Source organism: Mycobacterium sp. (assembly GCF_035623875.1).
Taxonomy (GTDB): domain Bacteria; phylum Actinomycetota; class Actinomycetes; order Mycobacteriales; family Mycobacteriaceae; genus Mycobacterium.
On the sequence record NZ_DASPSP010000002.1, the window covers coordinates 17,556 to 30,703 of the forward strand.

Genomic DNA, 13,148 nt, shown 5'->3' on the forward strand with positions numbered 1-13,148 from the left:
CCTACGTTCTTAATCGCCGGACCGGCATGAACCGGCATGAAGTGGGGTGTGAACTCGCGGTGAATGCCGGTTTTCAGTCAAATCTTCGAGCGTGGTTGCGGCTATTCGCAGGAGGTGTCGGCGGCGTTGGTCACCGACAAATCTTCCGGAAGTTTGGTCGGTGGGCTGCTGGTATTGCGGTCGATCTGCACGCTGACCGACGAGCCGCTCGGCGGAGGAGCGCTGAACGAGGAGAAGTCCGGGCCGAGCACCACCTGCACTACTTTTCCAATTCCGGTGACCCGCTCGACCTTTGGGTTCGCCAGAGTCGCCGCGACCGTGGCGGCGGCCTGTTCGTTGCCGCGTGAGAAGAACACCGTGGTGGACTTCAGCGAGCTCGGATAGTCGTCCGGCGTCCTGACCTTGAAGCCTTGGTGCTTCAGCTGAGTGCTGGCGGTGGTGGCTAACCCCGACTTGGCGGTCGAGTTCGACACCTGCACGGTGATGCCCTGCGGTGCCGTCGTCACGGCCTCGACCTGCTCAGGGTACGGCGCGGTTGACGGGCTGGTCGTAGGTGCCTTGCTGGTAAGCGACTTTGTCGGCGGGCTCGATGTCGCGTTCAGGTCGTTTTCGCCTGGCAGCGGATCGTCGTTGATGATGGCATCGAAAAGCGCCCGCATATCGGAGGTGCGCTGTGGCTCGTCGCCGTTTTCGTCGGTGATGCCGGTCGGCACGGTGACGAACGAGACATGGCCGGCGGACATCCCCTGCACCGACTGGCCGAGTTGGACAAGGTCTTTGGTCTTGACGTTGTCGACATAGCTGTTCTTGATGAACGTATTGACGACGTTGTTGAGCTTGTTCAGCGAAAAGAAGGTGTCCTGGGAGATCAGCGAGCGCAGCAGCGACGACAGGAACAGCTGCTGGCGTTTGATGCGTCCGTAGTCGCCGTTGTTCTCGGTGTTGACGTTGCGAGCGCGCACGTAATCCAGCGCGGTCTTCGAGTCGATCCGCTGGCGTCCGGAATGAGCCAGCACCGTGCCCAGTTCGTAGTCATACAGCGGGGTGGTGCTGCACACCTCGACGCCGCCGAGCGCGTCGACCATCTTGGCGAAACCGACGAAGTCGATCGCTATAAAACGATTAATGCTCAGGCCCGACAGCTTCTGGATCTCCTTCACCAGACACTTCGGGCCGCCGAACGAGAACGTCGAATTCAGTTTTGTCTCCGTGTACACGTACCGGGGGCCGTATTTCTTGGCGTCAGAGTCGTAGATGGGGCCGTACTCGCCGGTGTCGGGGTTCCATGCTTCGCATCGGATCGGCGTGATCGCCAGGTCGCGCGGAAATGACACTGCCACAACGCGTTTGCGGTTCGCGGGAATGTTGACCAGCATGACGGTGTCGGATCGGGCGCCGCCGGCGTCCTCGGTGTCGCCGGCGCCCATTTCGCTGTTCGCCCCGGCGCGAGAGTCCATGCCGACGATCAAGAAGTCCTCGTCGCCGTACTGCGCATTCGGGTCGACGATGTCCCGCGATTGAGGGTCCAGCGCGCTGATTGTATTGAGTCGGTGGTTCTTTGACGCGCTCCACTGCCAAGCCCCGCCGGTCAGTGCCAGCGCCAGCGCAGCGATCGCGGCGACCATCAAGCGGCCGAACAGCATCATCGCGTGGCGTCTGCGGTTCTGCTTGGGATAGTCGCCAGGCGCGGGCTCTTCGACGATTCGCGCCGGTCGCGTCCGGACCGGCGTTTTCGGCAGCACAGTGGTCCGCTCGGCAACGGCACCCCCTACGGGTGGCCCAGGGTGGCCGTCCTGCAAGTCGGGTACCGCGAAGGCATAGGCCGGGGAGGCCATCGGGGAGGTCGACACCGGATAGGCGTCGTATCCGTCGTCCTGCTCGGCGCTGAGCTGATCTGGGTCCGGTGCCGGCGGCTCGGGGTCATGAGCCGCGTGATGATGACTCGGCCGGCCCGCCGTCGGGCCGCCGATCCTGGCGATCAGGTCGGCGACCGTCAGGCCACCATCGGTATGGCATCCACGCGGCTCACCGTCTTCGTCGGCTGCGGCCTTAGTCGGTGGCGACGGGGGCGCCGCCGGCGGTGGCGACCACCGATCGGCAACGGCGACTCTGCGCGAGGGCGCTCCGAATCGTTCCCACGGCGCGGCGCCTCGCGATCCCGGCGGCGTTCCGGTATGCCCTAGATCGTCGCCGTCGACACCCAGCGCGCGCAGATGACCGGAAGAGGCATCAGGAGTGGCTTTATCGGCGCCAGAGTCGCCGTCACTCATGTCCTACCGGCCTCCGAATCTGATGAGGTTCCCGACCTGTTGTGCGCATATCCGCGCAGCACCGATGGTGGCAGTGCTGCCAATCCCGGCGACCGGGGAGGTCGCATCGTGTTTGTAGCGCTCGTGCCGTGGCGGCGACGGGATCGGCCACCGGTGCGCGACGCAACAAGATCCACATGATACTGAGACATCCACCGAAACGCGTCGGGATCGTCCCGGATTGTTCGTTCAGCCGCCCGAGTGCATGATGTCGGCGCCCTCGGGCACCGTGCAGTCATCGCGGTCGGCCAGCCAGCCCTCCGGCAGGGCCACCCGGGCGGGTGATCCCTGGCGTCCGCGCGGCCCGGTGGCCGCGGTCGGGAACGGCACGCTGGGGTCGAGTTTGTCCAGCAAAGTGGACAGTTCCTCGCTTGTTTTGACCAGCGCCAGAGCTCGCCGCAATTCGGATCCGGCGGGGAAGCCGTGCAGGTACCAGGCGATGTGCTTGCGCACGTCGCGCATGCCCTTGTCTTCGCCGAAATGCGCGGTAAGCAGCTCGCCGTGCCGGCGGATGATGTTGGCGACCTCGCCGAGATTAGGCGGGGCAGGCGGCGGACTGCCGGTGAAAGCGGCCGAGAGCTCGGCGAAGAGCCATGGCCGTCCCAGGCAGCCACGGCCGATGACGACGCCGTCGCAGCCGGTTACGGCCATCATGGTCAGCGCGTCGCTGGCTTCGAAGATGTCGCCGTTGCCGAGCACCGGGATCGTCCGCACATATTGTTTGAGCTGGGCGATCTGCTCCCAATCCGCTGTTCCTGAATAGCGCTGAGCCGCGGTGCGGGCATGCAGTGCGACCGCGGCAGCGCCCTCGGCCTCCGCGATCCGGCCCGCGTCGAGATGGGTGTGGTGGGCGTCATCAATGCCGATCCGGAACTTGACAGTGATCGGGATGTCGGTGCCTTCGGTGGCGCGCACCGCCGCCCCGACGATCTGGCCGAACAGCCGCCGTTTGAACGGCAGCGCCGCCCCGCCGCCGCGACGGGTGACTTTGGGCACCGGACAGCCGAAATTCATGTCGACGTGGTCGGCCAGGCCTTCGTCGACGACCATTTTCACCGCCGCGTACGTGGTCGCGGGGTCGACCGTGTACAGCTGCAGCGAGCGCGGCGATTCGTCGGCGGAGAACGCCGTCATGTGCATGGTGACGGGATGCCGCTCAACCAGGGCACGCGCCGTCACCATCTCGCACACGTAGAGTCCGCTGACCGTTCCGACGCGAGCCTGCTCGAGCTCTCGGCAGAGGGTGCGGAACGCGACGTTCGTCACACCTGCCATCGGCGCCAGCACCACCGGGCTGGCCAGCGCGATGGGGCCGATCCGCATACCGGCTACCGCCGGCTCAGGGTCAGCGTGCCTTCGGTGTGGTGCAGCTCCTCGGCGGTGACCCGCTTGCCCGTTCGGGCTTCGCGGTCGAGTTGCCGCTGCTTGGAGATCTCGAACTTGTCGCAGGCCGCCTCGAGCTCCTTGATCAGCACGGCGAGTTCGTCGCGCTGCCGGTTGGCCTCGCCGCTGAAGTCTTCGCGCTCGAAGATGCGCCACTTCTTCAGCACCGGCATGACGACCTCGTCGAGGTGGATGCGCGGGTCGTAGACACCGCCGACGGCGATCATCACGGCCTTGCGGCGAAACTCCGGTACCTGGTAGCCGGGCATCTGGAAGTTGTGCAGAACCTTGTGCAGTGACTTCATCGCCTTGTTCGGCGCGATCTCCATGCCGGCTTCGGTTACGTCGCGGTAGAAGATCATGTGCAGGTTCTCGTCGGCCGAGATCTTGGCCAGCAGCTGATCAGCGATGGTCTCGTTGCAGGCCTTGCCGGTGTTGCGGTGTGAAATGCGGGTCGCGAGCTCCTGGAACGTGACGTACACGATCGAGTCGAAGAGGTTCTCGCAGAACAGGTCGTCTCGAACTTGGCGGTTCTGGCCCGGGCTGAACCCCCGGTTCACCACCTCCACGCGCAGCTTCTCGAGCTCGACCGGGTCGACGGCGCGGGTGACGACGAGGTAGTCGCGCAGCGTGATGCCGTGCCGGTTCTCCTCGGCGGTCCAGCGGTTGACCCACTGACCCCATGCGCCGTCCATGCCGAAGCTCATCGCGATCTCGCGGTGGTACGACGGCAGGTTGTCCTCGGTCATCAGGTTCTGCACCATCGCGACCTGCGCGACGTCGGTCAGCTTGGACTGCCCGGGCTCCCAGTCCTGGCCGCCGAGCGCGTAGAAGTTCTTGCCGTCCGACCACGGGATGTAGTCGTGCGGGTTCCAGGGCTTGTGCATGCTCAGATGCCGGTTCATGTTCTTCTCGACAACCGGTTCGAGTTCACGCAACAGGTCCAGGTCTCGAGGATCCGGCACAGCGCCTCCCAGTTATCTGTGTCTGTCGGTTTCAGTCAATATATCTGTGTATGCCGGTGACATCCAAGTTCCTGCCTGGCATCAATATTTCGTGGCGCGCTGATCGCGGTTCGCTAGTGCGTAGCTGCCCGGCTGAGCAGCATCTCCACGCAGTAGTCGATGAACTGCTCGCGGCTGGCCGCCAGCCGTCCGTCCAGGTAAGCGGTGAACAGCGCGGTCAGGCCGCCGATCAAACTGGTGGCGATCATCTTTTGCCGCACGGGATCGGCGATCTGGGTCAGTTTGCGCTGCAGCAGGTCGATGAAGCTGGGCATCCACTCCGCGCCGGACCTGACCAGCACCGGCTCCACCGCCGGGGCCAGCAAGAGCACCCGGCCGCGCACCGGGTCGTCGACCATCAACGCGACGAATCGCTCCACTGCTTCGCGCGGTGTGCTCGCCGACATCAGCGTCGACATGGCGCGGGTGCAGACGTCGTCGTAAACGGCACGCACGAAATCGTCTCGGTCAGCGAAGCTTTCGTAGAAGTAGCGTTCGGTGAGCCCGGCCTGCCGGCATACCGCCCGCACCGTCACCGCCGGGCCGCTCTCCCCGCCCAGCAGTTGCACACCGGCCGCGATGAGCTCGTCCCGCCGCAGGACCTGGCGATCCTCCAGGGGAACGCCGGACCAGCGGCGCGAGCGTTGACCAGACGGCACGTCACTCCTAAGGTCAGTAGTGACAACGTATGTAGTCAGGTTGGCAGACACGGACAGGAAACGTTGACCAGTGACCCAAGATACGTCTGAGGCGTGCCCGCTGACCAGCACACGCGCTGCCGACGAGGTGGTCAGCGATGCGGTCGCGACCGGTTGCCCGGTGTCACCGCTCGGGTATGACGCGCCGCCGCTCGGCCCGGACTCGCTGACCTGGCGGTACTTCGGTGACTGGCGTGGCATGTTGCAGGGTCCGTGGGCCGGGTCGATGCAGAACATGCATCCGCAACTGGGTGCGGCCGTCGAGGAGCACTCGACGTTCTTCCGCGAACGCTGGCCGCGGTTGCTGCGGTCGCTGTACCCGATCGGCGGGGTGGTTTTCGACGGTGACCGCGCGCCGATGACCGGTGCCGAAGTGCGTGACTACCACGTGGATATCAAGGGCACCGACAGCCACGGCCGGCGCTATCACGCGTTGAATCCCGACGTCTTCTACTGGGCGCACTCCACCTTCTTTGTCGGCACGATCCATGTGGCCGAACGGTTCTGCGGCGGCTTGACCGAGGCGCAGAAGCGCCAGCTGTTCGACGAGCATGTGCGGTGGTACCGGATGTACGGCATGAGCATGCGCCCAGTCCCGCAGACATGGGAGGACTTCCAGGTCTACTGGGACCACACGTGCCGCGAGGTGCTGGAGAATAATTTCGCAGCCCGCGAGGTGCTCAACTTGACCGAGCTGCCCAAACCTCCGTTCGCGCAATGGCTTCCGGACCGGCTCTGGGCTCTGCAGCGCGAACTGCTGGCGCCGTTCTTCGTCTGGCTGACGGTCGGCCTTTACGACCCCGCGGTGCGCGAGCTGATGGGTTACACCTGGTCGCGTCGCGACGAGTGGTTACACCGCCGCTTCGGTGACATCGTGCGTCTGATTTTTGCCTGTTTGCCGCGCCGGGCCCGCATGCATCCGCGGGCCCGGGCGGGGTGGGACCGCGCCACCGGTCGCATCCCGGCCGCGACGCCGCTGGTGCATACTCCCGCGCGCAACTTGCCGCCGCTCGACGAACGCGACGACCCAAAGCACTACTGCCCCAACGTTTGACAGCAGGTAGGCCGCGTCAGCGCAGCCGGTGCTCAGCTGTGTGCGTGGTTGTGCGCTTCCTCCAGGCCGGACTGGTGAACGTGTCCGTGGCTGTGCTCGGTTCCGTCGTCGTGGGTGTGGGTGTGCTCGTGCTCGACGTGCTCGTGTTCGTGCGCGGTGTGCGCATGCGTGTGAGCGACCCCGCCGTGCTGGTGCTCGTGCGAGTGCGGTCCCTCGTGGGTGTGTTGATCAGTCATTTGCAATCATCTCCTTTGAAACACATTGTGTTGCTTGGTCGTAGCGCCTAGGCAGCTGATATCTCAGCTGCCTTTCCGTGCCCGCCTCCGCGTACCGGCGTGCGACGTTTGTTGTTCGACCACCCGCAGCCCGTCGTCGATGCGATGATGCCGCGGCACTCCCGGACCGGCGTGCTCGGCATTGAAGACGGCGTCGACGACGAGTTGTCGCACGTGATTGTTTTCCAGGCTGTAGAAGATCGTCGTGCCCTCCCGGCGGGTCCGCACCAGCCGGGCCATCCGTAACTTGGCGAGGTGCTGGGACACCGACGGTGCCGGTTTGCCCACATGCTCAGCGAGTTCGTTGACAGACATCTCGCGGTCAGCGAGCGACCACAGCACCTGCACGCGCGTCGCGTCGGCCAACATCCGGAACACCTCGACCACCAGGCTGACCTGGTCGTCCGGCAACGGGACATTCTCGTTATCTGCATGCATACGCAGATAGTAGCGCGGTGGTGGACGCTGTCAAGGGGCGCCGTCCGCCGTTATTAACTAGGTGATCTATATTGTTTCGGAAACGTCGAGATGGGAGCCGCGATGTCCATGCGCACCGACAGCGACAGCTGGGACCTGGCGACGAGCGTCGGCGCGACGGCGACGATGGTCGCCGCCCAACGGGCGCTGTCCTCAGCTGCCGGGCTGATCGACGACCCGTTTGCCGCGCCGTTGGTGCGCGCGGTGGGCATCGACGTGTACACCCGCCTGGTGAATGGCGAGATACCGGTCACTGACGAGACCGAATTCGATCCGGACCGGATGGCGCGGGGGATGGCAGTCCGCACCCGGTTCTACGACCAGTACTTCGTCGATGCGACGCGCAGCGGTATCCGCCAGGCGGTCATCCTGGCGGCCGGTTTGGATGCCCGTGCCTACCGCCTGCCTTGGCCGAAAGGCACCGTCGTCTACGAGGTCGACCTGCCTGACGTTGTCGCGTTCAAGACCTCCACGCTGAGCAAGCTCGGCGCCCAGCCGACCGCCGAACGTCGAACCGTTGCGGTCGATTTGCGCGACGATTGGGCTGCTGCCCTTCAGGCCGCGGGCTTTGACCCGCAGGCCCCAGCGGCGTGGAGCGCCGAGGGATTAGTGGTCTATCTGCCGCCCGAGGCGCAGGACGCGCTGTTCGACAACGTCTCCGCATTGAGCGTTGCCGGCAGTCAGCTGGCTTCCGAATTTGTACCGGACACAACGATTTTCACTGACGAGCGGTGGCGCGCGCACCACGAGCGAATGAGTGAGCTCGGCTTCGACGTCGTCGACTTCAACGATCTCGTCTACCACTTCGAGCGCAGCCACATCATTGATCATCTGGCCCGGCAGGGCTGGCGAGTGTCGCACCGCACGGTCGCGCAGTTGCATGCTGCCAACGGCTTTGTATACCCGGATGACGAGGTCGCAGCGGCATTCGCCGACGTGACGTATCTCAACGCGGTGCGCAGCTAGCCAGCGCTAATGCAGGTGCGGTAGGACATTGGCGCGATAGAAGTCGATCGCGGCCAGCGGATTCCGCTGCGCAAAATGCATGAACGGCGTCGCGCCGGCATCGAGAATGGCCTGCACCGCCGCGATATGCGTGGCGGGATCGGTGCCGGTGGTCCAGCCCTTGATCACTTTGTCCAGCGGGTTGGTCTGAGCCGCTTGTTGGATGGCGACGGGATTGGGTTGGTCGACGGCGCCCCCGGTGAACCGCCACAACTCTGCGGCCTGGCTGATTTCGTTCTGGTCGCCGACGACGGCGAACATTTCGGCTCGCTTGCCCAGGGTGGCGGGATCGCGGCCGGAGTCGTGCGCGCCCTGGTTGAACGCGGCCACCAGCTTTTGGTTTTTGACGTCGTCGGCCTCGGTGATCCAACCATCGCCGTACTGGCCGGCCAGGTGCGCGCTTTTGGGACCGCCCGCGGCCACGAAGATCAGTGGGCGTGACGGTGGTGGGTCGTAAAGCTTGAGCTGATCGGTCTGAAAGTAGCGTCCCTGGAAGGAGATTCGCTGACCGCCCCACAGCTGCCGGATCAGCGCAATGGCTTCGACCAACCGGTCATGACGCTCCCGGTAGGGCCCGAACTGGGTGGTAGCCGCCTGCTCATTGAGCCGCTCGCCAGTGCCGAGGCCGAGGAACACGCGACCTGGATAGAGCACCGCCAACGACGCAAACGCCTGCGCGACGGTGGTCGGGTGATAGCGATAGATGGGACACGTCACGCCGGTGCCGAACGGGATGTGTTCGGTGCGTTGGCCCACCAGCGCCAGCGTGATCCAGGGGAACATTGAATGGCCCTCGTTGTCCTGCCATGGCTGCAGGTGGTCGCTTGCCCACAGGTAGCGGAATCCGGCCTTTTCAGCCGCCTCAGCTTGGTCGACGAGTTGAGCAGTGGTGAATTGTTCGTGTGACAGCACGAAGCCGACACCCGCTCCCGACGACGACGGCGGAGCGGCCGGCGTGGACAGGGAGTTAGCCGGCTGTCTGGAACCGCACGCCGCCGCGAGTCCGGCGGCGCCCACCATGCTTGCTCCCGCCGCGAGTTGTCCGAAGGAGCGCCGTGATATTCCTCTCATGGGCCCGGAATACCCGCAATCCGGCATCTCGTCCAGTTGCCAGGGCCGGCCACACGTCGTCGCGTCAGTCGGTGAAGTCGATCCGTACCGACACAGGGGTTGTCTCCAACGCCTTGGCGACCTTGGCCCCCAGTGGCCCGAACTTACGACCGCGGGCCACGACATCGTCATCGGGTCTGAATTTCGCCACTCCGGCGCGCCACTGATTACCTTGTCGCACCCGGACATTGGGATTGTCGACGATGTTTCGACCCCAACCAGAACGGGTGCCGTGCTGACAGATGACCCACGCCCCGTCGTGGTCGAACTGCGCCGAAACGGGAACGCGGCGCACCTGGCCGGTCTTGCGGCCGACGGTTTCCAGTTCGGCGGCCAGCGCGGTGCGCAACCCGAGTCTGCTCAGCCCTCTGACTGCCGGATTGAGCAAGCGCCCGACAGCTCGTTCTCTGCGGAACTTCCGCAACGTCTTGTCTCCGTCGATATTCGCCACGGAAGACACGCTAGTAGACCAATCGGTATAGTTCAACCCATGCCTGCGCGTGAAGCTCTGATCGCCAGCATCACGGGTCTGGTTCGACGTCGAGGTGTCGCCGGAGCCGGTCTCAATGCGCTGCTGGAGGACAGCGGAGTCGCGCGGAGAACCGTGTACCTGAATTTCCCTGGCGGCAAGGCGGAACTCGTGACGGAAGCCACCCGTATTGCCGGACAAGCGCTGAGCGCAGTGATCCGGTCGGCCGATGACGGAGGCGACCCGGCACAGGCCGTCCGGACCTTCATCGACCAGTGGAAGGTGCAGCTGCGCGCATCGGAGATGGAAGCCGGCTGCCCAATCGTCGCTGCGATCCTCGGCCGTTCGGAAGCACCGGCGGCCGCGCAGGCTGCTGCCGAGGTGGTTGACGACTGGCGCAGTATTCTCGCTGATCGATTGGTCGGCTCCGGTGCCGATCCGGACAAAGCCCGCTCGCTGGCGACGTTGGTAATCGCCGCAATTGAGGGCGCCGTCGTTGTGGCGCTCGCCAGCGGATCAACAGATGCGCTCGACGATGTCGGACATCACCTGATCGAAGTCATCCAACTGCATCTACCGGCCGAGAAGTAGGGATGGTGCGGCTTGCGCGGAGACATCTGGCAACCGAAAGGCTCTGGTCACACATACTCTCGGTGCCCCTGTTCGAAGTCGGTTGATCTTTGACACTCGGTTACGGCCGTGCGGCCTGATACCTCTGCTCGGCCACGCTTAACTCCCTCATCCGAAGGAGTGTCAAGGATCAGCCGAAGCAACTGTCAACCATCAGCCGAAACACCGTCAGGCATCACCCGAAGACAAAACGTCAAGCATCAGGCGAGGTCATACACTCTCTCGGTGCCCCCACTAGGACTCGAACCTAGGACCTGCGGATTAAAAGTCCGTAGCTCTACCAACTGAGCTATAGGGGCGCGAGGCACAGGATAACTGGTTGCCCAACCGTGCTCGTTTGAGGATTAGGTCCATGGTGACCTAAGCTGGCTTGGCTCACAACGTAACCATGTTGCGAGTACCCCGGAGAGATTCGGTTCTGGCCCCCTTCGTCTAGCGGCCTAGGACGCCGCCCTTTCAAGGCGGTAGCGCGGGTTCGAATCCCGTAGGGGGTACGCGACGTGGTGACGCGGAGCAGAAGTACAGCGAGGCCCTGTGGCGCAGTTGGTTAGCGCGCCGCCCTGTCACGGCGGAGGTCGCGGGTTCGAGTCCCGTCAGGGTCGCCGTCGAGGCACACGATGCCTTCCGGCCAGGTAGCTCAGTCGGTATGAGCGTCCGCCTGAAAAGCGGAAGGTCGCCGGTTCGATCCCGGCCCTGGCCACCACATTATTTGCGCAGCTCAGAGGTTATTTTTCGTTCTGTCTACGAGGCCGGCATCGGTGATTCGGACTTGAAGATGGGGCCAATATGTGGCCAAACGAGCTGCCGTCGTAGCCAGTCTGCTCACTTGCGATGACTTAAATCGTCAGACAGCGAGTCAAGTGCGGCCGCGATGTTGTCGAGCTCGTCGTCGAAGAGGTCTGCGTACGTGTGGGCAGTGACGGTAATGGACGCGTGCCCCATGGCTTTTTGCAACAGGCGGAGATCGGCACCCGCCCGACGCGATGGCGACGCATATGTGTGGCGCGCGAGCCTCGCGGTGAGGCAATTGCCGGAGCGCCCGGCGGGCGCCCATCGAGTCGAGTCTTCAGCGCGGGCACTAAACGTTGCGGAATTGGCACCGAGCGTCGACCTGCTTCAGACTTCGGGGTTGCCCTCGACCAGTCTGCCTCCGACTTGGGTGATAGAGCGGCGAATCCGAATGCGCCTGGCGGCGAGATCGACATCTTCGACATTCAATCCGGTGAGCTCGCCAAACCTTAGGCCGGTGTAGGCCAGGATTGCGACCACGTCGCCTTGAGCTCCACATACATCCGATAGCACTGCGACTTCTCTTGCGGTGAGATAGATATGCGTAGTTCGCCGCATCGGCGGGAACTTCGTTCGTGTTGCCGGATTTTTCGCGATGAGCCGGCCGTCATCGACTGAATAGTCGAGCGTCATCTTGAGCACAATGTGACTCCACCGGACAGTCCGTGGACTAAGCCCGGATGCCAACATCTCATTTACCCACAGCTGAATCGACTCGTGGTCGATCCGTGCGATAGGCCAGTTACCGAAGCGCGGCTCGATACGCAATCTCGAATTGTCTTCATATCCGCGGCGGACTTTAGCGCTGAGGTCGGGGCGCGAAGGATCGATCGCGCCCGGGAAGGTTTTCGCGAGCCCGCGGCCGCCGCCACGCCAGGCGACCCGCCAATACGTGACGGGGAGGTGTGGGTGAGCGCCGGACCGGTGTCGGTGGCCGGACATCTGACAATTCCGGAGCATCCGGTCGGCGTGGTGGTGTTCGCTCATGGCTGCGACCGCAAACCCCTCGCATAAACCGCGAAAAGCCGTGGGGCGTAGGCGATATCAGGGCGGTGCACTCGCCTAGCTCCGGGGAGCGTGTTCCCCGGGCCGTGGGCATTCATCGGGCACATGAATAAATACCGCGTCGTCGTCGGCCGTCTCAGCCTGGCCGCGGCGATGCGCAACCAGGTAGAGCCATCCCGGTCCGATCGGCTGCTTGCAGCGGGCGCACTGTGGGTCGGCGGCCATGGCTTCTCCCTTCGCTGGCCTCACTATCACGGCCATCATTCTCCGCGTCGTCCACGGTCGGTGAGCCGCTATTTAGGAAATCAGTCAGGATCTACCCCGGTCGACCGGCGCCGCTGTGGAGAACTGCCAAAACCATTGAACGGCAACGTAACCAAGGCTCGTCGGCGAGCTAAGCATGAGGATGCGGACCGCGCTTGACCGCGCCCAACCGGCCCGCACCGACAAATACGCCCAAGACATGACTTTCGACCCTCGCTGACAACGGCCCTAGTCACACACTGCACGTCATGGCGACACACGACGACACCGCCCAAACCTGGCGCGACGTGGCCGACCAACTCATCGCTGCGCAGATCGCACAGCTCAAGCGCCTAGAACGCGACGAGCCCCAGACGCTGCTGCAAATGGCACGGGAGTGGGCGGCCAAAAACGCCTCCACTGCGATGCCATTCGACGACGTCGCGCTGCCCGCCGGACCACTGGCTGGGCCCCAAGTTGTTCTCACGAAGGGCCCAATGGCCCTACAGGTTCCCGGCCTATCACCCTAGGTTCCGACTATCGGCCAATAGATCCAGAAGTTAGGGAGAAAGCTATGACCACTGCGCGGGAAATCATGCACGCCCGAGCCACCTGTGTCGGCGAGCACGAAACACTGACCGCCGCAGCCGAGCACATGCGCGATCTCGGTGTCGGCGCCCTGCCGATCTGCGGCGAC

General features: G+C 64.2%; 14 protein-coding genes, 4 tRNA genes and 3 pseudogenes. 8 read left to right on the top strand and 13 right to left on the bottom strand.

The window, feature by feature from the left end:
• Positions 1-101: 101 nt before the first annotated feature.
• The 4 genes from VEI45_RS00115 to VEI45_RS00130 form a co-directional block, all read right to left on the bottom strand.
• On the bottom strand, positions 102-2,270 hold the full coding sequence (locus tag VEI45_RS00115) for an LCP family protein (RefSeq protein WP_324848913.1): 2,169 nt from the start codon (positions 2,268-2,270) through the stop codon (positions 102-104).
• Between the two features lie 228 nt (positions 2,271-2,498).
• The gene (gene dusB, locus VEI45_RS00120; RefSeq protein ID WP_324848915.1) at positions 2,499-3,632 is read right to left on the bottom strand and encodes a tRNA dihydrouridine synthase DusB; all 1,134 of its coding nucleotides are present in this window, start codon (positions 3,630-3,632) and stop codon (positions 2,499-2,501) included.
• Between the two features lie 5 nt (positions 3,633-3,637).
• A complete protein-coding gene (locus VEI45_RS00125; protein WP_324848917.1) occupies positions 3,638-4,657 on the bottom strand; it encodes an acyl-ACP desaturase in 1,020 nt (339 codons plus the stop codon).
• 113 nt (positions 4,658-4,770) lie between these two features.
• On the bottom strand, positions 4,771-5,355 hold the full coding sequence (locus VEI45_RS00130) for a TetR/AcrR family transcriptional regulator (RefSeq protein WP_324848919.1): 585 nt from the start codon (positions 5,353-5,355) through the stop codon (positions 4,771-4,773).
• Positions 5,356-5,425: 70 nt separating this feature from the next.
• Between VEI45_RS00130 and VEI45_RS00135 the strand changes: the two genes are divergently transcribed.
• Positions 5,426-6,448, top strand: a complete 1,023-nt coding sequence (locus VEI45_RS00135; protein WP_324848921.1) for an oxygenase MpaB family protein — start codon at positions 5,426-5,428, stop codon at positions 6,446-6,448.
• A gap of 32 nt (positions 6,449-6,480) precedes the next feature.
• Here VEI45_RS00135 and VEI45_RS00140 read toward each other — a convergent pair whose 3' ends face one another.
• Positions 6,481-6,684, bottom strand: a complete 204-nt coding sequence (locus tag VEI45_RS00140) for a zinc transporter Slc39a7 (RefSeq protein WP_324848922.1) — start codon at positions 6,682-6,684, stop codon at positions 6,481-6,483.
• Positions 6,685-6,747: 63 nt separating this feature from the next.
• Entirely contained in the window at positions 6,748-7,161 is a 414-nt protein-coding gene (locus tag VEI45_RS00145) for a metalloregulator ArsR/SmtB family transcription factor (RefSeq protein WP_324848924.1), read from the bottom strand.
• 108 nt (positions 7,162-7,269) lie between these two features.
• Between VEI45_RS00145 and VEI45_RS00150 the strand changes: the two genes are divergently transcribed.
• Positions 7,270-8,166, top strand: coding sequence for a class I SAM-dependent methyltransferase (locus tag VEI45_RS00150; RefSeq protein ID WP_324848941.1), 897 nt, complete (start codon positions 7,270-7,272; stop codon positions 8,164-8,166).
• A 6-nt stretch (positions 8,167-8,172) separates the two neighbouring features.
• On the opposite strand, the gene VEI45_RS00155 is transcribed toward VEI45_RS00150, so the two are convergent.
• Together VEI45_RS00155 and VEI45_RS00160 are read right to left on the bottom strand one after the other, a co-directional pair.
• Positions 8,173-9,276 (bottom strand): F420-dependent hydroxymycolic acid dehydrogenase, encoded by a 1,104-nt coding sequence (locus VEI45_RS00155; RefSeq protein WP_324848926.1) that lies wholly within the window; start codon positions 9,274-9,276, stop codon positions 8,173-8,175.
• Between the two features lie 64 nt (positions 9,277-9,340).
• Positions 9,341-9,757 carry a nitroreductase family deazaflavin-dependent oxidoreductase gene (locus tag VEI45_RS00160; protein WP_414687365.1) on the bottom strand — a complete coding sequence of 139 codons (417 nt, stop codon included), beginning with the start codon at positions 9,755-9,757 and terminating at the stop codon, positions 9,341-9,343.
• 48 nt (positions 9,758-9,805) lie between these two features.
• On the opposite strand from VEI45_RS00160, the gene VEI45_RS00165 reads away from it, so the two are divergent.
• Positions 9,806-10,375, top strand: a complete 570-nt coding sequence (locus VEI45_RS00165; RefSeq protein WP_324848929.1) for a TetR/AcrR family transcriptional regulator — start codon at positions 9,806-9,808, stop codon at positions 10,373-10,375.
• Positions 10,376-10,640: 265 nt separating this feature from the next.
• Here the strand turns inward: VEI45_RS00165 and VEI45_RS00170 are convergent.
• Positions 10,641-10,713 (bottom strand) — tRNA-Lys (locus VEI45_RS00170).
• Between the two features lie 122 nt (positions 10,714-10,835).
• Here VEI45_RS00170 and VEI45_RS00175 point away from each other — a divergent pair.
• The 3 genes from VEI45_RS00175 (at position 10,836) to VEI45_RS00185 (ending at position 11,117) form a co-directional block, all read left to right on the top strand.
• A tRNA-Glu gene (locus tag VEI45_RS00175) sits at positions 10,836-10,908 on the top strand.
• 34 nt (positions 10,909-10,942) lie between these two features.
• Positions 10,943-11,016 (top strand) — tRNA-Asp (locus tag VEI45_RS00180).
• 24 nt (positions 11,017-11,040) lie between these two features.
• Positions 11,041-11,117 (top strand) — tRNA-Phe (locus tag VEI45_RS00185).
• 119 nt (positions 11,118-11,236) lie between these two features.
• Here VEI45_RS00185 and VEI45_RS26365 read toward each other — a convergent pair.
• The 4 genes and pseudogenes from VEI45_RS26365 to VEI45_RS00205 form a co-directional block, all read right to left on the bottom strand.
• Positions 11,237-11,425, bottom strand: a pseudogene (locus VEI45_RS26365) (tyrosine-type recombinase/integrase); the annotation flags it as partial.
• Between the two features lie 105 nt (positions 11,426-11,530).
• Positions 11,531-11,836, bottom strand: coding sequence for a hypothetical protein (locus VEI45_RS00190; protein WP_324848943.1), 306 nt, complete (start codon positions 11,834-11,836; stop codon positions 11,531-11,533).
• 66 nt (positions 11,837-11,902) lie between these two features.
• A pseudogene (locus VEI45_RS26370) lies at positions 11,903-12,145 on the bottom strand (hypothetical protein); the annotation flags it as partial.
• Between the two features lie 120 nt (positions 12,146-12,265).
• Positions 12,266-12,433, bottom strand: a complete 168-nt coding sequence (locus VEI45_RS00205; RefSeq protein ID WP_324848931.1) for a hypothetical protein — start codon at positions 12,431-12,433, stop codon at positions 12,266-12,268.
• A 287-nt stretch (positions 12,434-12,720) separates the two neighbouring features.
• On the opposite strand from VEI45_RS00205, the gene VEI45_RS00210 reads away from it, so the two are divergent.
• Together VEI45_RS00210 and VEI45_RS00215 are read left to right on the top strand one after the other, a co-directional pair.
• On the top strand, positions 12,721-12,981 hold the full coding sequence (locus VEI45_RS00210; protein ID WP_324848933.1) for a hypothetical protein: 261 nt from the start codon (positions 12,721-12,723) through the stop codon (positions 12,979-12,981).
• A 44-nt stretch (positions 12,982-13,025) separates the two neighbouring features.
• Positions 13,026-13,148, top strand: a pseudogene (locus tag VEI45_RS00215) (CBS domain-containing protein); the annotation flags it as partial.